General features: G+C 64.3%; 18 protein-coding genes. 12 read left to right on the top strand and 6 right to left on the bottom strand.

Annotation, left to right across the window (positions count from 1 at the left end):
* Positions 1 to 2: 2 nt before the first annotated feature.
* Positions 3 to 1,505, bottom strand: coding sequence for a DUF4153 domain-containing protein (locus AC3WLX_RS31555; RefSeq protein WP_492338896.1), 1,503 nt, complete (start codon positions 1,503 to 1,505; stop codon positions 3 to 5).
* A 188-nt stretch (positions 1,506 to 1,693) separates the two neighbouring features.
* Between AC3WLX_RS31555 and AC3WLX_RS31550 the strand changes: the two genes are divergently transcribed.
* Entirely contained in the window at positions 1,694 to 3,037 is a 1,344-nt protein-coding gene (locus AC3WLX_RS31550) for a glycoside hydrolase family 3 N-terminal domain-containing protein (protein WP_492338866.1), read from the top strand.
* Here the strand turns inward: AC3WLX_RS31550 and AC3WLX_RS31545 are convergent.
* The 3 genes from AC3WLX_RS31545 to AC3WLX_RS31535 all read right to left on the bottom strand — a co-directional run bounded on the left by AC3WLX_RS31545 (position 3,034) and on the right by AC3WLX_RS31535 (position 6,814).
* The gene (locus AC3WLX_RS31545) at positions 3,034 to 4,656 is read right to left on the bottom strand and encodes an ABC transporter substrate-binding protein (RefSeq protein WP_492338865.1); all 1,623 of its coding nucleotides are present in this window, start codon (positions 4,654 to 4,656) and stop codon (positions 3,034 to 3,036) included. The genes AC3WLX_RS31550 and AC3WLX_RS31545 overlap by 4 nt on opposite strands.
* 131 nt (positions 4,657 to 4,787) lie before the next feature.
* The gene (locus AC3WLX_RS31540) at positions 4,788 to 6,059 is read right to left on the bottom strand and encodes a DUF892 family protein (RefSeq protein WP_291627502.1); all 1,272 of its coding nucleotides are present in this window, start codon (positions 6,057 to 6,059) and stop codon (positions 4,788 to 4,790) included.
* A 122-nt stretch (positions 6,060 to 6,181) separates the two neighbouring features.
* Positions 6,182 to 6,814, bottom strand: coding sequence for a TetR/AcrR family transcriptional regulator (locus tag AC3WLX_RS31535; protein WP_492338895.1), 633 nt, complete (start codon positions 6,812 to 6,814; stop codon positions 6,182 to 6,184).
* A gap of 102 nt (positions 6,815 to 6,916) precedes the next feature.
* Between AC3WLX_RS31535 and AC3WLX_RS31530 the strand changes: the two genes are divergently transcribed.
* From AC3WLX_RS31530 to AC3WLX_RS31520, 3 genes are all read left to right on the top strand, one after another.
* Complete coding sequence (locus AC3WLX_RS31530; RefSeq protein WP_492338864.1) at positions 6,917 to 7,612, top strand: PspA/IM30 family protein; 696 nt, start codon at positions 6,917 to 6,919, stop codon at positions 7,610 to 7,612.
* Positions 7,613 to 7,651: 39 nt separating this feature from the next.
* Positions 7,652 to 7,927, top strand: a complete 276-nt coding sequence (locus tag AC3WLX_RS31525; RefSeq protein ID WP_097657431.1) for a YiaA/YiaB family inner membrane protein — start codon at positions 7,652 to 7,654, stop codon at positions 7,925 to 7,927.
* Between the two features lie 169 nt (positions 7,928 to 8,096).
* The gene (locus tag AC3WLX_RS31520; protein WP_453949573.1) at positions 8,097 to 8,303 is read left to right on the top strand and encodes a hypothetical protein; all 207 of its coding nucleotides are present in this window, start codon (positions 8,097 to 8,099) and stop codon (positions 8,301 to 8,303) included.
* Between the two features lie 62 nt (positions 8,304 to 8,365).
* Here the strand turns inward: AC3WLX_RS31520 and AC3WLX_RS31515 are convergent, their stop codons facing one another.
* Complete coding sequence (locus tag AC3WLX_RS31515; RefSeq protein WP_492338863.1) at positions 8,366 to 9,211, bottom strand: SDR family NAD(P)-dependent oxidoreductase; 846 nt, start codon at positions 9,209 to 9,211, stop codon at positions 8,366 to 8,368.
* A gap of 182 nt (positions 9,212 to 9,393) precedes the next feature.
* Here AC3WLX_RS31515 and AC3WLX_RS31510 point away from each other — a divergent pair, with 182 nt between their 5' ends.
* From AC3WLX_RS31510 to AC3WLX_RS31495, 4 genes are all read left to right on the top strand, one after another.
* Positions 9,394 to 10,890: an aldehyde dehydrogenase family protein gene (locus tag AC3WLX_RS31510; RefSeq protein ID WP_492338862.1), complete on the top strand. Its 1,497-nt coding sequence runs from the start codon at positions 9,394 to 9,396 to the stop codon at positions 10,888 to 10,890.
* A gap of 107 nt (positions 10,891 to 10,997) precedes the next feature.
* Positions 10,998 to 12,125 (top strand): alkene reductase, encoded by a 1,128-nt coding sequence (locus tag AC3WLX_RS31505; RefSeq protein WP_492338861.1) that lies wholly within the window; start codon positions 10,998 to 11,000, stop codon positions 12,123 to 12,125.
* A gap of 159 nt (positions 12,126 to 12,284) precedes the next feature.
* A complete protein-coding gene (locus AC3WLX_RS31500) occupies positions 12,285 to 12,788 on the top strand; it encodes a GFA family protein (RefSeq protein WP_492338860.1) in 504 nt (167 codons plus the stop codon).
* A 271-nt stretch (positions 12,789 to 13,059) separates the two neighbouring features.
* Positions 13,060 to 14,721: a thiamine pyrophosphate-binding protein gene (locus AC3WLX_RS31495; protein WP_492338859.1), complete on the top strand. Its 1,662-nt coding sequence runs from the start codon at positions 13,060 to 13,062 to the stop codon at positions 14,719 to 14,721.
* 147 nt (positions 14,722 to 14,868) lie between these two features.
* Here AC3WLX_RS31495 and AC3WLX_RS31490 read toward each other — a convergent pair whose 3' ends face one another.
* On the bottom strand, positions 14,869 to 16,248 hold the full coding sequence (locus tag AC3WLX_RS31490; RefSeq protein ID WP_492338858.1) for an LLM class flavin-dependent oxidoreductase: 1,380 nt from the start codon (positions 16,246 to 16,248) through the stop codon (positions 14,869 to 14,871).
* A 200-nt stretch (positions 16,249 to 16,448) separates the two neighbouring features.
* Between AC3WLX_RS31490 and AC3WLX_RS31485 the strand changes: the two genes are divergently transcribed.
* The 4 genes from AC3WLX_RS31485 (at position 16,449) to AC3WLX_RS31470 (ending at position 20,391) form a co-directional block, all read left to right on the top strand.
* Positions 16,449 to 17,846 carry a M20 family metallopeptidase gene (locus AC3WLX_RS31485; protein WP_492338857.1) on the top strand — a complete coding sequence of 466 codons (1,398 nt, stop codon included), beginning with the start codon at positions 16,449 to 16,451 and terminating at the stop codon, positions 17,844 to 17,846.
* Between the two features lie 87 nt (positions 17,847 to 17,933).
* The gene (locus tag AC3WLX_RS31480; RefSeq protein WP_291622277.1) at positions 17,934 to 18,845 is read left to right on the top strand and encodes an amino acid ABC transporter substrate-binding protein; all 912 of its coding nucleotides are present in this window, start codon (positions 17,934 to 17,936) and stop codon (positions 18,843 to 18,845) included.
* 118 nt (positions 18,846 to 18,963) lie between these two features.
* Positions 18,964 to 19,695: an amino acid ABC transporter permease gene (locus AC3WLX_RS31475; protein ID WP_291622275.1), complete on the top strand. Its 732-nt coding sequence runs from the start codon at positions 18,964 to 18,966 to the stop codon at positions 19,693 to 19,695.
* Between the two features lie 3 nt (positions 19,696 to 19,698).
* Positions 19,699 to 20,391, top strand: coding sequence for an amino acid ABC transporter permease (locus AC3WLX_RS31470; RefSeq protein ID WP_194391420.1), 693 nt, complete (start codon positions 19,699 to 19,701; stop codon positions 20,389 to 20,391).
* Positions 20,392 to 20,430 lie beyond the last annotated feature (39 nt).

Below are 20,430 nucleotides of genomic sequence, written 5' to 3'. Positions count from 1 at the left end.
GCTCACCCTGCCGGCTGACTGTCACGCGGGCGCCTGGCAAGCGCATCGAGCCTGCGCTGCAACCGCCAGCTCCGGACGCCCCAGGCTCGCCATTCCATGTCCAGCCGTTGGGTTTCTACAAGCCGATCGCGGCGCCGCGCAAGACAGTCATCGCCAGGACGATGGGCAATGACCTTGTCGAGCGCCGGCAGCGCCTGCGGTCCGAGCGTAAGGAGATAGTTTGCATCGATCGACACGCCCTTGCCCGACGTTTCACTGCTGTGGCTCACATTATAGTCGGCAATGAACGCATCGAAGTTCACCAGCGAAGCACCGTACAGCACGACCGTCAGCGCGATCAGGTTGGCGCTGATGAGCCAGCGGTTGGAGCGGTTGAGCGCGATTCGGGCCACGATCAGGATCAGCCCCAGCGCCACCAGCCCCATCCAGATGAAGGCCGCGACGCGCCAGTAGGTCAGCATATAGATGTCGACGTAGAGATCGAGCCGGAGGATGGAGGACGCGACCAAGAGGACGTTCTGGCCGACCCAGAGATAGACCAGCGGCCTGATCACTTTCGATTGCTCCGCGGGTCCTCCCGGCCTCATCGCGACCAGCACGAAGGCGGCGGCGAGCAGGGCGGTTGCGATCAGCGGATAGGCGCCGCGATGGGCATAGGCCGCATAAGTCATGTTGTCGGGCAGCGCCACGCGTCCCCAGAGATAGAGACCGTCGAGGACGGATTGCGCCGCGAACAGCAGGTTGAACAGGATCAGCGAGCGCAGGACGGTGGCGGGGCCGAGGAATTCGGCCGAGACGAAGGGCGGGAGCGGCGGCGGCACGGGTTCATCGGCCGCGGCCGGCATGACCACCTTCCGGCGCCGCCAGCGCACATGGATGAACGGCCAGACCAGGGCCAGCATCAAGACCCAGAACAGCACACGCCACACGCGGACATATTCCAAGGCAACCTTCGGATTGAGCAGGGAGATCCACTGCTCGATCACCGGATTGGCCGCCGCGAACAATGCGACGAATACGGTGCCGAGCGTCGCCGGCAGCAGCCAGAGCGCGACGCTGCGGGTGAAGGCCGAGATGTCGAAAATCTGGAGCGCCTCGGGGAACAACCTGAAGGGGCCGAACAGGACGAAGTTGCGTATCGCCCGTGCTCTGTCGGCAAGGTCGGTCGTTTCCGCATTGGTCACGAGCAGCAGCGCAATCGTCAGCGAGGCAATGAGGATCAGGAACGACAGCGTGTTCAGCTCCTCGACGGCCGGCACGAGGCCGGCAACGAGAATGACCGAGCCGATCACGCCGCGCCGCAGGTCCAGCGCTGCGTGATTGAAGAACAACGACACGCCGGCGATCACGATCGCAAACAGCGTCAGCGACAGCCCGATCCGCTCGCCATAGAACAGCCAGTCGGCGAGCGCGGCCAGCACCAGCGCGCAGCCGAGCTTGGCCGGAATTGCGGAATGTTTGTCCGGTTGGATGTCGGCTGCGATCGTCGAAGCCAGGCTCGTCATGTCCAGAAAACCCTTCGTAATGGATGGCATGGCAAGTCTGAACGGCGCTTGTGCAGAAGGCGGGTCCATCGTCTGCACGGCTTCAGGAGTCTTTTGCAGATTTCGTGCAGGCGCGGATTTGGCTCTCGCGCAACATGGTTCGCCTTGTTAGGTGCGAAGCATTCGCCACTCATCACGTGTGACGCACCATGAAATTCCTCCGCCGAATCGGCCTCGTCCTGCTCTGGCTGACCGCACCCATCGTTGCATTCGTAGCCTTCAACAAGAACGATCCCTATCTGCTCGTGCTGCGTGGCGCCGGAAACGTCGCGCTTGTCGTCGCAAGCGTGGCGATCGTGCTGGTCCTGCTGTGGGGAGGGCGCTGGCGCAGCTTTGCCGGCAAGGCGCTGATCATGCTCTGGTGCCTGCCACCGGTGTTGATGTTCGCAGCGCATCTGACGTTCGAGCTGCGCAAGCATCGGGTTCTCGGCGCCGGCACCGCCGAGGCGCGGCAGCTCGGGCCTCACTTCATGGTCGGCTATTCCTCCTTCCCCGAGGTCGCTCGCCTCGCCGAGCTGGGCCTGATCGGCGGCGTCTATGTCACCCGGCACAATATCCGGGGACGGATGGTCGACGCGCTGCGCGACGAGATCGCGGCGCTCCAGGACATCAGGCGCGCAGCCGACCTGCCGCCGCTGCTCGTCGCCGCGGACCAGGAAGGGGGCATCGTCGGGCATCTCGCGCCGCCGCTGACGAAGCTGCCGGCGCTGGCAACGCTCGCCGGGCTCGCCCCCGACGACCGGCGGGCCAAGGCCGAAGAGTTCGGCCGCATTCACGGGCGCGAGCTCGCAGGGCTTGGCGTCAACCTCAACCTCGCGCCGGTGCTCGATCTGAAGCCGCAGGCGCAGCGCAACCGTCTCGATTTCCATACCTTGATAGGACAGCGTGCGATCGCGTCAGATCCCGCCGTGGTCAGCGCCATCGCGACTTCCTATGTGAGCGGCCTCGAGGAATCCGGCGTCGGTGCCACGCTGAAGCATTTTCCGGGCATCGGCCGCGTACGCAGCGACACCCACCACTTCAGCGCCAATCTCGATACGCCGGTGACGGAGCTGGAAGCAACGGACTGGCTGCCGTTCCGGCAGGTGCTGTCGCACTCGCGCAGCGCGCTGATGGTCGGTCATGTCACGTTGACCGCCGTCGACCCCGATCGCGCCGCCTCGCATTCGAAACGCGTCGTCGACGGCATCATTCGCCAGAGGTGGGGTTACCAGGGCGTGGTCATGACCGACGACCTCGTCATGGGCGCGATCTACCAGAACGACGTCTGCAAGGCCGTGGTCGAAGCGATCAATGCCGGCGTCGATCTGCTGCTGGTTGCCTATGACGGCGCGCAGTTCTACAGGGTCTTTGCCTGTGCTCTCGAAGGATCGCGACAAGGCAAGCTCGGCGTCGCGATGCTGCGCGCGAGCGCGGCGCGGCTGGTGCGCGCCTTTTCAATCGAGCAGGCGCGCGCAGCGTCAAGTACGATACGAGTCGTCGATAGGGATTAGCCCTTCGCGAACTGCCGGTAGTCCGGTTCGCGGTGAAACCAGAACTGGTAGCCGGTGACGGCCTTCTGCATGGCAACGTCGTGGATCGGCTGGTTGAGCGGAACGACGGGAACGTCGCGCATGCAGAGCGTGATGAAATCCTTCACCGCCTTGTCGTACTCCGCGGCATCGGTGCTGAAGCGCGCCTTGTCGATCAGCGCGTCCATCTCCTTGTTCTGGTAGGAGGAAATGTTGAAGATCGAGTTGTTGCCGTGGAAGTTCCAGTAGAAGTAGTATTCGGGATAATCCAGCCACCCGCTGAAGCGGTTGAGGGCGAGCGGCAGCTCCTTCTTGTTCAGCGTCGTGCGCCAATTGGCGCCAGGGATCTTTTCGATAGCGGCCTTGATACCGATCTTCGCGAGGCTCTCCTGGATGAGGATCGCTGTCGGCTCGCCGACAGTCGCGGTCCCGGCGTCCAGCGAAAGCGTCGTCTCTAGGCCGGATTCGAAGCCTGCCTCCTTCAGCAAAGCCTTGGCCCTGTCGAGATCGGTGACGTAAGGAAACGGCTGCGGCCAGACCGCCTTTGAGGCGTGGGTCGGGCCGCCATACATGGGAACGGCGCGGCCGAAGAAGGCGCTGGTCTGGATCTGCTGATACGGCATGGCCCAAGCGATCGCCTGGCGCAGCTTGACATTGTCGAACGGCGGCTTCGCGGTATTCAGTGCGACGTACCACAGCGCGTTCGGGATCGGCACGCCCGAGACCTTGACCTTGCCCTCCCTGATGATCTGCTCGAAATCGCGCGGCGCAAAGCCGCTGGAAATATCCGCATCGCCCCGCTCCAGCATGGCACGGCGCGTGCCGGCGGAAGGAACGTCGCGCGCGATCACGCGCTTCACCTTCGGCAGCGGCCCGCTCTTCCAGTCGTCGAAGCGCATCAGCACGGTCTCGCTGCCCGGCTTCCAGCTCTCGATCTTGTAAGCGCCGCCGCCGGCCTCGTTGTTCTTCAGCCAAGCCAGCGCCCACGGGTCTTCCGGCGTCGCGCTCTTCCTGGCGAGCTCGGAATTGATGATGAAGGGCACGACGACGGCGAGGTTGAACAGCAGCATCTTGTCTTTGCGCACATAATCGATGCGGAAAGTGTGGTCATCGACCACCACGAACTGTTCCGGTTTCTCCAGTGACCCCGCCGACATCTGGAAGGTCGGGAAGCCGCCGACCTTCACGGCGCGGTCGAACGACCATTTGACGTCCTTGGCGGTCACCGGCGTACCGTCGTGGAATTTAGCATCCTTCCGCAGGCGGAAGGTGCAGGACATGCCGTCGGGCGCGACCTCCCAGCTCTCGGCGAGCTCCGGCGCGAGCTTCTCGCGGTCATACGACAACGTGCCGTCCGGCAGTGTCTTCGCGGCATAGGTGAGCAGCCGGTCGTAGCAATTCCAGGACAGGCCGTTCACGGTCTGGTTGGAGCCAACACCCTGCATGTCCAGCGAGTTCGGCCCGAGCTCCTGCACCACCAGCAACGTCTCGCTGCGCCCCTGCGCCCAAGCAAGGTGGGGAGCAAATGTTGCCATACCGGCGGCACCGAGGCCGCCGAGCAGGACCTTGCGGCGGCTCAAATCGAAGGGTGAAACGCTCAAGGGTGCCTCCTGTCCGCATTGTCGGGCATCGAGAGGCAAGGTGTATGCCATAGCAAAGAAGCGCCAAGCCGCCCCGCACCAGATGCGAGGCGGCTTAACTGATCGGATACGCGTTGCTCGAGCGGCGCTCCTTATTCAGCCTGCTCCAGCGCGGCCGGCATCTTTGCGACCGACATCAACGAGCGTGCGATCTGGTTGAGCAGGAGATCGGAATTCTCCTCCTCCGCCAGCGATTTGGACAGCAGCGCGACAACCGCGCTGTGCCGGAGCTGCTGTGCGAGGTTGCGCGCCGTGGTGTAGCCGGACATCTCGTAATGTTCGACGCGTTGGGCCGCGGAGATCAGCGCGAGGTCGGCGGCCGCGTCCTCCTTCTCCTCGGCTTCCTTCATGACCTCCTGGCCTTCCTCGATCAGGCCCATCATGCCCTTGCAAGGCTTGGCGCGGGCCGTCTCGCCGAGGAGCTCGAAGCATTCGTTGATGCGCTCGACCTGGTTCTCGGTCTCGACCAGGTGCTGCTCGAACAGCTCGCGCAGCTGGTCGAAGCGCGCGGCCTGCGCCATCTTGGGAAGCGCCTTCGTCAGCTGCTTCTCGGCATGGAGAATGTCGCGCAGCTCGTGGAGCAGGAGGTCGGTCAGGCCGGACTCGTCGACGGGCGACGAGCTCTCGGTGACGATCGGTGTCGCACCGTTGGGATCGGTGGATTGCAACGCCGGCGATTCCGTGAAGACCCAGTCTTCACCTTCATTCCAGGGGCCGCGGGTGTCGATTTCGCCGTGCTCGCCGCTGCCGGTGGAATCGTTGAAGTACTGGTTCACGAGACCAGGCGTCGGAGCGAGCCTGCCGATGCTGAAGGCCGGCTTGGACAGGCTTTCGAGCGCGCGCGCGAACGCCTTCATATGTGTGATCTCCCGCGTCATCAGGAACTGCAGCGCGTCCTTGCTGCCGGCATCGTCGCAGAAATTGATCAGTCGCTCATAGACGATCTTGGCACGCGCCTCGGCGGCAATATTGCTGCGGAGATCGACGTCGAGCTCGCCGGTGATCTTGAGATAGTCGGCGGTCCAGGGATTTCCCTGCGAGTTGAACAGATTGACGCCGCCGCCGCCGGCGATCGCAATCAACGGATCGGCTTCGGCTGCCTGGCGGTCATTCTTCGACGGCGCGAGATGCATGCGGGCAAGGCAACCGACGACCTCGAGATGGCTGAGCTCTTCGGTGCCGATATCCATCAAGAGGTCCTTACGATCGGGGTCCTCGCAATTCAGCCCTTGAATCGAGTATTGCATCGCCGCCGCAAGTTCGCCGTTGGCGCCGCCAAACTGCTCGAGGAGCATATTGCCGAAGCGCGGATCGGGTTCGTCGACGCGCACGGTGAACATCAGCTTCTTGACGTGGTGATACATGGGAGGGCTCGCGCTGTGAGGGAATCTATGCGCGACAACGAGCCCTCGGAATGTTCGTTCCTAGCAATCCGCGAGATTGAGGTTGGGCACGTAGCCTGACGTGATGCCGGTCCTGCGCCCAGTCAGCGGGCTTGTGTCAGCCGGCTTTCCGCTGCTTGCGCGATCAGTCCGTCGATCATCGCACGCACGAGGGTGGCGATTTCCTCGCGCAAGGCCGGCAGAGGCACGGCAACCAGCTTCTGCTCCAATCCCAGCGCCACCATGCCATGCACAGCCGAGAACAGGCTGCGGGCAGTGATGCCGAGTTCCTCCGGGCTTCGCTCCGGTAACAGCGCTGCCAACGGCTGGTAGATGTGACGGAACAGCTGCATCTGGTCGTGGGCGGACCAATCGGGGACGAGCTTGTCGGCCGCCATGCGGTGTTCGAACAGCGCGCGCCAAAGCTGGAGGTTTGCGGCTGCGAAATCACAATAGGCGATTGCGATGCGGACCAGGGAGTCGCGCGGCGACGGCTCGCCCGCACCGATGGCGACACTGAGCGCCTCATCGAGCCGGTGCAAAGTGCGTGAGCCCACGCGCAGGATCAGCTCGTCGACATCCGCCACGAGATTGTAGACCGCGCCATTGGCGCAGCCCATCTCGCGGGCTAGGTCGCGGGTTTTCAGGCCCGCCAACCCCCGCTCCGCGATCATCTGTTCGGCCGCCTGGATCAGTTCGGTCCGTAATTTTTCCCGCCGTGCCAAGGCTTTAGTCATCTCTAACCGAATTCTTGAGCGATGCTCAAATAATTCTTGAACGATGTTCAAGGTTGTTGCTACAAAGCTGTTGTGAGCAGCGCTCATAACAGGGAGCAGACAATGTTCAAGACAGTCGTGACACTTTTCCGCGGCAGCGTGGCCGCAGCTGGAGAGGAACTAGAGGACCGTACTGCCCTTCTGGTCCTCGACCAGCAGATGCGCGATGCAGCCGCCGCCCTCGAACGCAGCAAGCGAACGCTGGCGCTGGCGATTGCGCAGGACCAGCAGGAGGGCCGCAAACTCGAGGCGACCTGCGCCCGCATCGCCGACCTCGAGACCCGCGCGGTCGCCGCGCTGGACGGTGGCCGTGATGACCTCGCCAGGGACGCCGCCGACGCCATCGCCGGCCTGGAGGCCGACCGCGATGCGGCGATGACGGCGCGCGCGCTGTTCGCAACCGAGATCGCCCGGCTGAAACGGCACGTGACCACCGCACAGGCCCGGATCACCGAACTCGATCGTGGCCGGCGCCTCGCCCGTGCCTCGGAGGCGGTGCGCTCGCTTCGTCGCAGCGGCATCGAGGCTGCGCGTCCCTACGAATCCACATTGCCGGAAGCCGAGGGCACGCTGCGGCGTCTGCGCGAGCGGCAGATGGAGGCCCAGGCCGCGGACGATGCGCTGGTCGAGCTGGATGCGGCCACGGGTCCCATCGCGACCGCCGAGAGATTGGCCGAGCAGGGCTTTGGCCCGCGGCTCAAGACGACGGCAGACGACGTGCTCGCCAGGTTGAAGTCCAAGCGCGCGCCGGCCGCTTGACCCCAGTTCCCATCATCATCGAACCAACAGGAGACCATCATGAATCAGAACGGCCAGCCCCACAGCAGTGCCTGGGTCACCTTCACCTACGCATCCTTCGCAGCCTCCGCCTTCCTCGTCGCCATCGGCGTCTTCTTCCTGCCCATCGACGTCTGGATGAAGGGCTACCTCACCATGGGCATCGTCATGCTGGTCCAGACCTGCATCACTCTGACCAAGACCGTGCGCGACAACCACGAGAGCAGCCGGCTGGTCAATCGCATCGAGGACGCCAAGGCCGAGCGCCTGCTGATGGAAGTGTCCAAGGCCGCCTAGGCGAAGGCCGCTTGAAAGCGAGGGCGACAACGAGAGAGCCGCGGAGCACCGTCCCGCGGCTTTCTGTCTGGCCATGACGTCTTGATCGCACCTCGGATTCGTATCCCGCATTGTGCTGCGACCGCAGGTGCGATATGGCTCGCGCGCTTTCCAGAGGCGGAGACGAGCTTTGTCGAAACAATCGCTGCGTGAGGAGGCCGAGCGCCTGATCCGCGAATCCATGGAAAAGAAGACCATCGTCGTCAAGCAGGGCACGACCCGCATCGAGGCGGTCTGCGGCAAATGCGGTGCCCCGAACCGGGTGCAGGCCGAGAAGGGCCAGAACCGCGTCAAGTTCGCCTGCAAGAATTGCGGCCACCAGCAGGAAACGCTGTAGGCTAGCAATCTGATTTCGCCGAGCCTTCCCGCTGGCAGCTCCTCACCATGAGGATCTGACAGTCAGTTTTCCTTTACAAATCTCGTAAACGCATCCGCGTAATCCGGATGCCAGCGCGACAGCGGCGGGCGGTTCTCGACGATGTCGCCGGCGGCCCATAACATGCGCTTCTCGTCGAGCGCTCGCGGCACGTCGTTGTCGGGGCACAGGATGTAGAAATCGCCAGCCTCCAGCCGCGCCAGCATGAAATCGACGGTCTGTTCCGGCGTCCAGGCGGCGGCCGGCTTCTCGGTTCGTCCCTTCGCGGTGAGGCCGGTGAAGACGAAGCCGGGAATCAGCAGATGTGCCGTGACGTGACAGTCCCTGGTGTTGCGCAGCTCGTGCTGAAGCGCCTCGGTGAACGCTTTCACGCCGGCCTTCGAGACGTTGTAGGCGGGATCGCCCGGCGGTGTGGTGATGCCTTGCTTTGATCCCGTGTTGATGATGAGGCCGCGCCTGCGGCGCGCGATCATGCCCGGCGCGAATATCCGCGAGCCGTTGATGATGCCCCACATGTTGACATCGATGATGCGCTGCCAATGATCGGGCTCTCCGAACAGCGTGCTGCCCGGTTGGATTCCGGCATTGTTCATCAGGATATCGGTGCCGCCGAACCGCGCTCGGACCACGCGCTCGAGTTCCGTCAGGCTCTCGACCTTGCCGACATCGACGACTGCGGTCATCACGTCGGCGGCACCCGTGATCGATGACAGTTTCGTTGCGGCTTCTGCGAGCCGCGTCTCGTCGACATCGGCGATACACACCTTCATTCCGGCGCGCGCAAACGCGGAGGCAGCGGCAAATCCGATGCCGGCTGCGCCACCCGTGATCACGGCAACGTTGTCTTTGACGATGGCTGGGTGTGGCATGGGATGTCTCCGCAAGAGGGGCGTGCTCGCATGATAACATGTCGGGTGCGCGACCCAGCACAAGTCGGCATGGGAGGTCTTCGTTCGACGCTGCCTTTACGCCTCTCCGGCACGGCTGTATCCTCTGGACGAACGATCCCGCCCAGATCGAACCAATCAATTTTCTGACAGGGAGTGCAGCCATGGCTGTGTCGCAGGCTATTCCGATCACGCGCCATCCGTTCGCAAACGGGTCCTACAAGCAGATGCTGATCGACGGCAAGTGGGTCGACGCGGCCTCGGGCAAGCGTTTCGAGACCCGCAATCCCGCGACCGGCGAGCTGCTTGCAACCGTCGCTGAAGGTGACAAGGAAGATATCGATCGCGCGGTCGCCGCCGCCCGCCGCGCCTTCGAAGGTCCCTGGAGCAAGGTCAAGCCGTTCGAGCGGCAGAACCTGCTTCTGAAGCTCGCCGATCTCGTCGAGAAGAACTTTGACGAATTGTCGCAGCTCGACACGCTCGACATGGGCGCGCCGCTCAGCCGCACCCGCGCCTACCGCCTGCGCGCCGTCGGCATGCTGCGCTACTATGCCGGCCAGACCACGGCGATCCATGGCGAGACCATCGAGAATTCGCTGCCCGGCGAAATCTTCTCCTACACGCTCAAGGAGCCGGTCGGCGTCGTCGGCGCCATCATCCCCTGGAACGGCCCGCTCACCGCGACGATCTGGAAGATCGGGCCTGCGATCGCGACCGGCTGCACCGTCGTGCTCAAGCCCGCCGAAGAGGCGCCGCTGACCTCGCTGCGCATCGCCGAGCTTGCCATGGAAGCCGGCGTGCCGCCCGGCGTCATCAACGTCGTTCCCGGCTATGGTGAGACCGCGGGCGCGGCGCTCGCCTCGCATCATGACGTCGACAAGGTCGCCTTCACCGGCTCGCATGTGACGGGCCAGTCGATCATCCGCGCCTCCGCCGGCAACCTCAAGCGCGTGTCGCTCGAGCTCGGCGGCAAGTCGCCGGATATCGTTTTCGCGGACGCTGATCTCGATGCCGCCGTCCCTGGTGCCGCGATGGCGGTGTTCGCAAATTCCGGCCAGATCTGCAGCGCCGGCACGCGCCTGTTCGTCGAGCAGTCGATCTATGACGAGTTCGTCGGCCGCGTCGCCGAGTTCGGCAAGAAGCTGCAGGTGGGCAACGGCCTCGATCCCAACGTGCAGATCGGCCCGCTCGTGTCCGAGGAGCAACTCAAGCGCGTCACCGGCTATCTCGACATCGGCCAGAAGGAAGGCGCCAAGGCGCTCGCCGGTGGTGGCCGCGCCACCGAGGGCGCGCTGTCGAAAGGCTTCTTCGTCTCACCGACCGTGTTCGCGGGCGTCGAGGACAACATGCGTATCGCGCAGGAGGAAATCTTCGGTCCCGTCATCTCGGCGATCGCCTTCAAGGACATGAACGAACTGGTCAAGCGCGCCAACAACACCACGTTCGGTCTCGGCTCCGGCCTGTGGACGCGCGACGTCAGCAAGGCCCATGCGGTGGCAAAATCGCTGCGCGCCGGCTCGGTCTGGGTGAATTGCTATCAGGCGATGGATCCGGCCGTGCCGTTCGGCGGCTACAAGATGAGCGGCTACGGCCGCGAATCCGGCAAGCAGCATGTGGAGGAATATCTCAACGTGAAGGCCGTCTGGATCAAGACGGCGTAAGGTTCTGTCCCGTTCCGTCAGAGAGAATATCTGCCTGGGGCGGCGCCTTTTCGGGTGCCGCCCCTCGCTCTATGATCCGCATCCTTTCACAGATATCCGGGGACCCCATGACATTCGAAGCGTTGTTTAAGCCGTTGCAGGTCGGTCCGTACAAGCTTGCGCATCGCGTCGCGATGGCGCCGCTGACGCGCATGCGGGCCGAGCGCGAGAGCTTTTCGCCGCGTCCGCTCAACGCCGAATATTACGGCCAGCGCGCCACGAAAGGCGGCCTGATCATTGCCGAAGCCTCGCCGGTGCTCTCGCATGGCCGCGGCAACCCGGCGACACCAGGCATCTATTCGGAGGCGCAGATCGCGGGCTGGCGCAAGGTGACGGATGCCGTGCACGCCAAGGGCGGCATCATCTTCCTCCAGCTCTGGCATGTCGGCCGCGTCTCGCATTCCTCCTTCCACGGCGGCGCTCTGCCGGTTTCGGCCTCGGCGATCCCGATCAAGGCTGAGGGCATGAAGGCGATGACCGCCGACGGCAAGATCGCCGATTACGAGACGCCCCGCGCGCTGGAGACCGAGGAGGTCAAGGGCATCGTCGAGGCGTTCCGGCAGGGCGCCAAGAACGCGCTCGCCGCAGGCTTCGACGGCGTCGAGATCCACGGCGCCAACGGCTATCTACTGGAGCAGTTCCTGCAGTCGCGCAGTAACCAGCGCACCGATCAATATGGCGGCTCGATCGAGAACCGCGCGCGGCTGCTGCTCGAGGTGACTCAGGCCGCGATCGACGTCTGGGGTGCGAACCGCGTCGCCGTGCGGCTGTCGCCCTATGGCATCGCCAATGATTCGGGCGAGCCCGATCCGATGCCGCTCTACACCCATGTGGTGAAGGCGCTCGACAAGCTGGGCCTAGCGTACCTGCATTTCATCGAGCCGCGCTCGAGCGGCTCGGGACGCGCCGAGGTCAACTGGCAGAACGTGCCGTCGGCGATGGTGCTGTTCCGTCCGCTCTACAACGGCGTGCTGATGACCGCCGGCGGCTTCACCGGCGAGACCGCGAATGCTGCGATCGCCGAAGGGCATGCGGACATCATCGCCTTTGGCCGCATCTTCATTTCCAATCCCGATCTGCCGCGCCGTCTCGAGCATGGCTACCCGATCACGCCTTACAACCGCGCGACGTTCTACGGCGGTGAGGAGAAGGGATATACAGATTATCCGGTCTATGATGAGCTGACGCCGGCCTGATCTGTCATTCCGGGGCGGCGCGTAGCGATGAGCCCGGAATCCATCGGGCCGCGCGCCCGGAGGTGAAATGGATTCCGGGCTCGATGCTTCGCATCGCCCCGGAATGACGAGCTGGGGTGTCTCGCGACCGTCAGCCGCAATGACGACGGAGAGACTCCCATGGCCAAAGCCGCAGCCGCCGCAGGGATCGCCACCGGCCAGTGCCTCTGCGGCAAGGTCACGTTCGAGATCGACGTCCCCGCGCGCTGGGCCTGGCATGATCACTCCGCCGCCAGCCGCCGCGCCCATGGCGCGGCCTACGCAACCTATGTCGGAAGCTGGAAGAAGCGCTTTCGCATCACGTCCGGCAAGACCACGCTGGCCCGCTACGAGGACAAGGCGACCAGGACCGCACGCAGTTTCTGTTCGCATTGCGGCACCCCGATCGCCTACGAGCGCCCGCGCGGGCCGCACATGGTCAACATCCCGCGCGCGCTGTTCAGGGAACGTACCGGCCGCCAGCCGCTCTATCACATCGCCATCGAGGAGCTGCAGGAATGGGCCTATGCGGGCGAGCCCTTGGTGCCGCTGAAGGGCTTTCCCGGCGTGGTCTGGCAGCGCTCGACAAAGAAGAAGCGCACGAGCGGAGAGGATCCGTTCGAGCTCGGGCGCGAGGAGATGTAGCGCGGGGCCGCGCACTCACCTCTCGTGCCCCGGACGCTGCGCAGCGCGAAGCGGTGCGCTGCTGAGCCGGGGCCCATGCATCGGCAACCTCGCTAAAGGTGGGTCCCGGCTCTGCGCCGCAACGTTGCACGTTGCGTCGCGTCCGGGACACGAGAGAATAGTTTGCCTCTCCCGCGCAACGCAGCCATGACCGCGCTTCCTTGCGCCTCAGCCGATACTTCGGCCATCATGCTTTCCGTCCTTGCGGCAACGGTCCGCTCCTGGAGGAAACATGAAGAACAAGATCACCGGCCGCTCCGCCTTTCTCGCGCTGCTCAAGGACGAAGGCATCACGCACCTGTTCGGCAATCCCGGCACTACTGAGCTGCCGATCATGCACGCGCTGAAGGACCATCCCGATCTCACCTATGTGATGGCGATGCAGGAGAGCCTGGTGGTCGCGATTGCCGACGGCTACAGCCGCGCTTCCGGCAAGCTCGTCGCCTGCAACGTCCACGTCGCGCCCGGCCTCGGCAATGCCATGGGTTCGCTCTACAACGCCCAGTTCACGGGCACGCCGATGATCCTCACGGCGGGCCAGCAGGAGCAGGGCCATGGGCTGATGGAGCCGGTGCTCTATGGCCCGCTGGTACGCATGGCCGAGCCGCTGGTGAAATGGGCGGTCGAGGTGACGCGGCTGGAGGACCTGCCGCGCATCGTGCGCCGCGCCGCCAAGGTCGCGACCACGCCGCCGACCGGACCGGTGTTCATCTCGCTGCCCGGCGACATCCTCAACAGCGAGGCCGGCATCGATCTCGGTCGTTCCACCCGCGTCGATGCGCGCGCACGACCGTCGGACGAGGCATTGAGGGCGTTTGCCGCACGTCTGCTCAAGGCCGAACGCCCGGTGATCGTCACCATGGACGAGGTGGTCAAGAGCGATGCGCTCGCGGAGACCGCCGAGTTCGCCGAGCTGTTGGGCGCGGCCGCTTACCAATCGTCGACCCCCTATGGCGCGCATTTCCTCTCCGAAAGCCCGAGCTTCGCCGGCACCCTGGCGCGCGTGCAGAAGGTCGCGCGCGACACGCTGGCGCCCTACGATCTCCTGATCGCGCTCGGCGGCGATCCCCTGCGGATGTCGGTCTATAGCGAGGTCGACGCGCTGCCCGATGGCCTCGCCATCGTGCAGATCGGACTCGTCGATTGGGAGATCGCCAAGAACTACGGCGTCGAGATCGCGCTGAAAGCGGATCTGAAGGAGACCCTGCGCGCGCTGATCCCGGTGTTGAAGGAGATAGGCGGCGCGACCCTCGCGAGGCGCGCAAAGCAGCGTCTTGCCGAGCTCGCGCCGAACAACTGGACCGCGCGCCGCGCCGCTTTGGTCGAGCAGATCAGCAAGAGCGCCGGCCACACACCGATCGATCCGGACTTCCTGGTGCTGGAAATGCTCGATGCGATGCCTGATAACGCCATTCTCGTCGACGAAGGTCTCACCTCCAGTCGCCAGGTGACCGCGCTTCGGCCGCACCGCGATCGCTTCGGCTATCATGGCCTTGCCTCGGGCGGCATCGGCTGGGGCCTGCCGGCGTCCGTGGGCGCCAGCATCGCTAATCCGGATCGCCCCGTCGTGTGCTTCTCCGGCGATGGCAGCGCGATGTACTCGATCCAGTCGCTGTGGACCGCGGCGCATCACAAGCTGCCGCTCAACGTCGTCATCGTCAACAATGGCGGCTATCGCATCATCAAGCAGCGCCTGCTCGCCTTCCATGGCGACGACAATTTCGTCGGCATGGACTTCGTCGATCCGCCCGTCGATTTCGCCGGCATGGCCAAGGCGCTAGGCTGCGAGGCGATCAAGATCAGCGATCCCAGAGAGCTGAAGGGCACGCTGGCGTCGGCGTTTCGCCGGCCGGGGACGAAGCTGATCGAGGTGGTGGTGGACGGGAAGGTGTAAGGCAGCGCTGCCTCCACGCTCTCAACTATCATCGCCCGACTTGATCGGGCGATCCTGTATTCCAGAGACGGCTGTGATTCCTCGAGATGCCGCGGCGTACTGGATGCCCCGGTCAAGCCGGGGCATGACACGCAGGTGTGTGGGATACTAACCCTTCTTCCCTACCCGATACCCCGCCGCCGGATGCGGCGCGTCGAGCCTTGCACGCCCGCCGCCGAACAGCTTCTCCCGCAGTGTGCCCTTCGCATACTCGCTCTTGTACCGCCCGCGCCGGGTCAGCTCCGCCACCAGCATGTCGGCGATATCCTCGAAATCGCCGGGCGAGATCGCGAAGGCGACGTTGAGGCCGTCGACGTCGGTCTTCTCGAACCAGTCCTCGATCTTGTCGGCGACGCTTTCGGGCGTGCCGACCACGACCGGGCCGGCGCCGCCGATGCCGACATGCTCGATGACGTCGCGCACAGTCCAGACCCGGTCCGGATCGCCGCGCGTGACGTTGTCGAGCGCGCTGCGGCCGGCATCGTTCTGGACGTGACGCACTTGCTGGTCGAGCTCGTAGCCGGAGAAGTCGATGCCGGTCCAACCCGACATCAGCGCGAGCGCGCCTTCGGGATTGATGTGCGAGCGGTAGTCGGCATATTTCGCCGCGGCCTCGGCTTCGGTATTGCCGAGGATGATCGTCATCATGTTAAACATCAGGATTTCCGCGGGATCGCGGCCGAGCGCGGCGGCCTCCTGGCGAATCGCCGACACGCGCGGCGCAATGATCTTGGCCGAAGGTCCCGACATGAACACGCATTCGGCATGTTTGGCCGCGAATTGCCGGCCGCGCGGCGAGGTGCCGGCCTGGTACAGCACGGGCGTGCGCTGCGGCGAGGGCTCGCTGAGATGAATGGTGTTGTTGATGCGAAAGTTCACGCCGTCATGATTGACGCGATGAACCTTTGCCGGATCGGTGAAGATGCCGCGCTCGCGGTCGCGCAGCACGGCATCGTCCTCCCAGCTGCCTTCCCAGAGCTTGTAGACCACCTCCATATATTCGTCGGCAATGTCGTAGCGGTCGTCGTGCCCGGTCTGCTTGTCCTTGCCGGCACCGCGCGCGGCGCTGTCGAGATAGCCGGTCACGACGTTCCAGCCGATCCGCCCCTCGGTGAGGTGGTCGAGCGTCGACATCCGGCGCGCGAACGGGTAGGGCGGCTCGAACGACAGATTGCTGGTGACGCCGAAGCCGAGATTTTGCGTCACCGCGGCCATCGCCGACAGCAGCAGCAGCGGCTCGTTCGACGGCGTCTGCGCTGCATTGCGCAAGGCTGCGTCAGGGCTGTTGCCATAGACGTCGTAGACACCGAGTACGTCCGCCAGGAACAGCCCGTCGAAGCGGCCGCGCTCCAGGGTCTTGGCAAGATCGATCCAGTAGGGCAGGCGGTTATAATCGGCGGTTCGGTCGCGCGGATGGGTCCACAGGCCCGGTGACTGGTGCGCGACGCAATTCATCGCAAAGGCGTTGAGCCTGATCTGTTTGGCCATGCTGGTCCTTCGGCGCCCTGTACTGAGCGCTCTTCGAATGATAGAGGTGCGCCCCAACTTGGCGAACTTCTTGCATATCGCTTGCGCTTGGCAAGGCCAAAGTCACGACAAGCGCAGCACAACGATCCAAGTCCCCGCCACTTTCGAAGGCCAACCCATATGGGGTAAGGTCCTTCGCTTCAGAGTCTCGAAAAGCCAGTATGACCAGAGCCGACGCCATCGCCCGCGCCCGTGAGGATTTCAAGTCCGGCGCGTTCCTCGCTGAACTCGACCGCCGCGTCGCCTACAAGACCGAGAGCCAGAACCCGCAGCGCGGCGCCGAGTTGCGCGCCTATCTGGAGCAGGAGATGCAGCCGGCTTTCGCCGCGCTCGATTTTTCCAGCCGTATCGTCGAATCCCCGAGCGGCAAGGCGCCGTTCCTGTTCGCCGAGCATCACGAGAGCGCGACCGCGCCGACCGTGCTGGTCTACGGCCATGGCGATGTCGTCGACGGCATGGAAGGCGAGTGGCGTGATGGCCGCGATCCCTGGCGCACCAATGTTGCGGGGACAAGGCTCTACGGCCGCGGCACCGCCGACAACAAGGGCCAGCACAGCATTAATATAGCGGCGCTGCGTGCGGTACGCGACGCTCGCGGCGGCAAGCTCGGCTTCAACGCCAAATTCATCATCGAGATGGGCGAGGAGATCGGCTCGCCCGATCTCGGCAAGGTCTGCGATCTTCATCGCGATGCGCTCAAGGCCGACCTGTTCATGGCCTCCGACGGGCCGCGCCTGTCCGCGGAACGGCCGACGCTGTTTCTCGGCTGCCGCGGCGGCATCCGCATCCACCTCGACGTGAACCTGCGCGACGGGGGACACCATTCCGGCAATTGGGGCGGCGTGCTCGCCAACCCCGCGACCATCCTGGTCAATGCGATCTCGACACTCGTCGATGGGCGCGGCCGTCTCCTGCTCGATGCCTTGAAGCCGCCGCGGCTGACCAACCAGATCCGCTCCTATCTCGCCGACGTGCAGGTGGTGCCGACCGCGGACGAGCCGGCGCTGGCGGAGAACTGGGGCGAGGAGGGGCTGTCGGCGGCCGAACGGCTCTATGCCTGGAACACGCTGGAAGTGCTGGCGATGTCTTCGGGCAATATCGAGAAGCCGGCGAATGCCATTCCCGGCCATGCCAATGCTGTGCTGCAACTGCGTTTCGTGGTCGGGACCAGGATCGAGGGGCTGATCGAGGCCATCCGGGCGCACCTCGTCGCCAAGGGTTTTCCGATGGTCGAGGTGCGGGCGGCCCAGAGCTTTGCTGCATCGCGGACCGATTTCGACAGTCCCTGGATCAAATGGGCGGCGGATTCGGTGCAAGCGACCACCGGCAAGGCACCCGCGGTGCTGCCGAATTTCGGCGGCTCGCTGCCCAACGACGTGTTCTCCGAAATCCTGGGCCTGCCGACGATCTGGGTGCCGCACTCCTATCCCGGCTGCTCGCAGCATGCGCCCAATGAGCACATCCTGCTGCCATTGACGGAAGAGGCCTTGACGGTGATGGCCGGGCTGTTCTGGGATCTCGGCGAGTTGCCAAAGCCGCTGACGGGCCCGTTAACCTGAGCCTTTGGTCCAGCCAAAAGTAACATTCTAATCCGGCCCGATTTGTGCTTGCATCCGGGCCGCATCATCCGAAAGGGGAAGAAGAACGTGAAACATTTCCGCCACATCGGGCTCGCGCTCGCCGCGACCTTCGTCGTCAGCCAGGCCGGGGCCCAGGAGCTGACCGGCACCCTGAAGAACATCAAGGACACCGGCGCCATCACGCTCGGTTTCCGCGACTCCTCAATTCCGTTCTCCTATCTTGACGACAACCAGAAGCCCGTCGGCTTCGCGATGGACATTTGCTACAAGATCGTCGAGGCCGTGAAGAAGGAGCTCAAGCTCGACAAGCTCGAGGTCAAACTCAACCCGGTGACCTCGGCAACCCGCATCCCGCTGATGGCCAACGGCACCATCGACCTCGAATGCGGCTCGACCACCAACAATGCCGAGCGCCAGAAGCAGGTCGCCTTCACCAACACCCACTTCCTGACCGCCAGCCGCTACGTCTTCAAGAAGTCGAGCGGCCTGAAGTCGATCGACGACCTCAAGGGCAAGACCGTGGTCTCGACCGCCGGCACCACCAACATCAAGCAGCTCACCGAAGCCAACGCTGCGAAGGGCCTCGGCGCCAACATCATCCCGGCCAAGGACCACGCCGAAGCCTTCCTGATGGTCGAGACCGACCGCGCGGTCGCCTTCGTCATGGACGACATCCTGCTCGCCAGCCTGGTCGCCGGCTCGAAGTCTCCGGGCGACTATGAGGTGTCCAAGGACGCGTTCTCCAAGCCCGAGCCCTACGGCATCATGCTGCGCAAGGACGACCCCGCCTTCAAGAAGGTCGTGGATGCGGCCACGGCTGCGCTCTACACCTCCGGCGAAGCCGAGAAGATCTACAGCAAGTGGTTCACCCAGAAGATCCCGCCGAAGGGCCTGAACCTCAACACGCCGATCTCGGCCGAGCTGAAGAACGAGTTCGCCAAGCCGACGGACTCGCCGAACCCGGACGACTACAAGTAAGATAAAACCTCGATCTTTCGATCGGAATCATGTCCGGCCACTCTTGACACCAGAGTGGCCGGACATTTGCATAGGCGCTCAAGACGTCCAATGACGGGCGCGTTCGCGCGGGGGACACGTGAACTACAACTGGAACTGGGGAATCTTTTTCCAGCCGAACCCGATGGGGACCGGCACCTATCTCGATATGCTGCTGTCGGGCTTGGCGCTGACCCTGAAGACGGCGGCGCTGGCCTGGATCATCGCGCTGATCACCGGCTCGCTCGTCGGCGTGATGCGCACCCTGCCGTCGAAAGGCGCGAACTGGTTCGGCTTCGCCTATGTCGAATTCTTCCGCAACATGCCGCTGCTGGTGCAGCTCTTCCTCTGGTTCTTCGTGCTGCCGGAGCTGTTGCCAAAGGCGGCCGGCACCTGGCTGAAGCAATTGCCCAACGCGCCGTTCTGGACGGCGGCGATCGGCATCGGCTTCTTCATGTCCGCGCGTGTGGCCGTGCAGTTGCAGGCGGGCATCGGCTCGCTGCCGCGGGGGCAGAAGATGGCTGCGACTGCGCTCGGCCTCACCACCGTGCAGGGCTATCGCTACGTGCTGCTGCCGATGGCGTTCCGCATCATCCTGCCGCCGCTGACCTCCGAATTCCTCAACACCATCAAGAACACCGCGGTGGCCATCACGATCGGCCTGCTGGAGTTGACCGGGCAGGCGCGCTCGATGCAGGAATTCTCGTTCCAGGTGTTCGAGGCCTTCACCGCCGCGACCATCCTCTACCTCCTCGTCAATGCCGTCGTCGTGACCGGAATGCGCTTCCTCGAGCGCTGGGTCGCGATCCCCGGCTACATCACGGGGAAATAAGCGATGTTCGGCAATCTCGATTTTGACGTCATCCGCCGCGCGCTGCCCTACCTGTTCTTCGAGGGCATGACCTTCACGCTGACGCTGACGGGGCTCGCCGCCCTCGGCGGCCTCATCTTCGGCACGGCACTCGCGCTGATGCGGCTCTCCGGCTACAAGCTGCTCGGCCGCATCGCCGGCGTCTATGTCGACTTCATGCGCTCGCTGCCGCTGGTGCTGGTGATTTTCTGGTTCTACTTCCTGGTGCCCTATATCGGGCAGTGGGTGACCGGCGCCTCGCGCCCGATCAGCGTCGGCGCTTTCGCATCCTCGCTCATCACCTTCATCATGTTCGAGGCGGCATATTTCTCCGAGATCATGCGCGCCGGCATCCAGTCGATCTCGCGCGGACAGCCGGCCGCGGCGAGTGCGCTGGGGCTGACCTACGCCCAGACCATGCGCTACGTCGTGCTGCCGCAGGCCTTCCGCAACATGCTGCCGGTGCTGATCACGCAAACCATCGTGCTGTTCCAGGACACCTCGCTGGTCTACGTCCTCTCGATCACGGACTTCCTGGGCGCAGCCAGCAAGGTGGCGCAGCGCGACGGGCGCCTGGTCGAAATGTATCTGTTCGCAGCCGTGGTCTACTTCACCATCTCCTGTATCGCGTCCTACGGCGTCCGCCGCCTCCAGGCGCGCATCGCCATCATTCGCTAGGTGGAAATTGGATTTCAGCTATCGAAGCGAGCTCCTCTT

This window comes from Bradyrhizobium sp. FW305-F6, from assembly GCF_058782905.1.
This window is presented reverse-complemented; position numbering and strand designations above follow the sequence as displayed.

What these genes read in the sequence shown, in the direction of transcription:
- AC3WLX_RS31510 (WP_492338862.1), top strand. Translation starts at nt 9,394, where the DNA reads ATGGCTGTGTCGCAGGCTATTCCGATCACGCGCCATCCGTTCGCAAAC.
- AC3WLX_RS31505 (WP_492338861.1), top strand. Translation starts at nt 10,998, where the DNA reads ATGACATTCGAAGCGTTGTTTAAGCCGTTGCAGGTCGGTCCGTACAAG.
- AC3WLX_RS31470 (WP_194391420.1), top strand. Translation starts at nt 19,699, where the DNA reads ATGTTCGGCAATCTCGATTTTGACGTCATCCGCCGCGCGCTGCCCTAC.
- AC3WLX_RS31495 (WP_492338859.1), top strand. Translation starts at nt 13,060, where the DNA reads ATGAAGAACAAGATCACCGGCCGCTCCGCCTTTCTCGCGCTGCTCAAG.
- AC3WLX_RS31485 (WP_492338857.1), top strand. Translation starts at nt 16,449, where the DNA reads ATGACCAGAGCCGACGCCATCGCCCGCGCCCGTGAGGATTTCAAGTCC.
- AC3WLX_RS31530 (WP_492338864.1), top strand. Translation starts at nt 6,917, where the DNA reads ATGTTCAAGACAGTCGTGACACTTTTCCGCGGCAGCGTGGCCGCAGCT.
- AC3WLX_RS31525 (WP_097657431.1), top strand. Translation starts at nt 7,652, where the DNA reads ATGAATCAGAACGGCCAGCCCCACAGCAGTGCCTGGGTCACCTTCACC.
- AC3WLX_RS31500 (WP_492338860.1), top strand. Translation starts at nt 12,285, where the DNA reads ATGGCCAAAGCCGCAGCCGCCGCAGGGATCGCCACCGGCCAGTGCCTC.
- AC3WLX_RS31535 (WP_492338895.1), bottom strand. Translation starts at nt 6,814, where the DNA reads ATGACTAAAGCCTTGGCACGGCGGGAAAAATTACGGACCGAACTGATC.
- AC3WLX_RS31550 (WP_492338866.1), top strand. Translation starts at nt 1,694, where the DNA reads ATGAAATTCCTCCGCCGAATCGGCCTCGTCCTGCTCTGGCTGACCGCA.
- AC3WLX_RS31490 (WP_492338858.1), bottom strand. Translation starts at nt 16,248, where the DNA reads ATGGCCAAACAGATCAGGCTCAACGCCTTTGCGATGAATTGCGTCGCG.
- AC3WLX_RS31515 (WP_492338863.1), bottom strand. Translation starts at nt 9,211, where the DNA reads ATGCCACACCCAGCCATCGTCAAAGACAACGTTGCCGTGATCACGGGT.
- AC3WLX_RS31555 (WP_492338896.1), bottom strand. Translation starts at nt 1,505, where the DNA reads ATGACGAGCCTGGCTTCGACGATCGCAGCCGACATCCAACCGGACAAA.
- AC3WLX_RS31540 (WP_291627502.1), bottom strand. Translation starts at nt 6,059, where the DNA reads ATGTATCACCACGTCAAGAAGCTGATGTTCACCGTGCGCGTCGACGAA.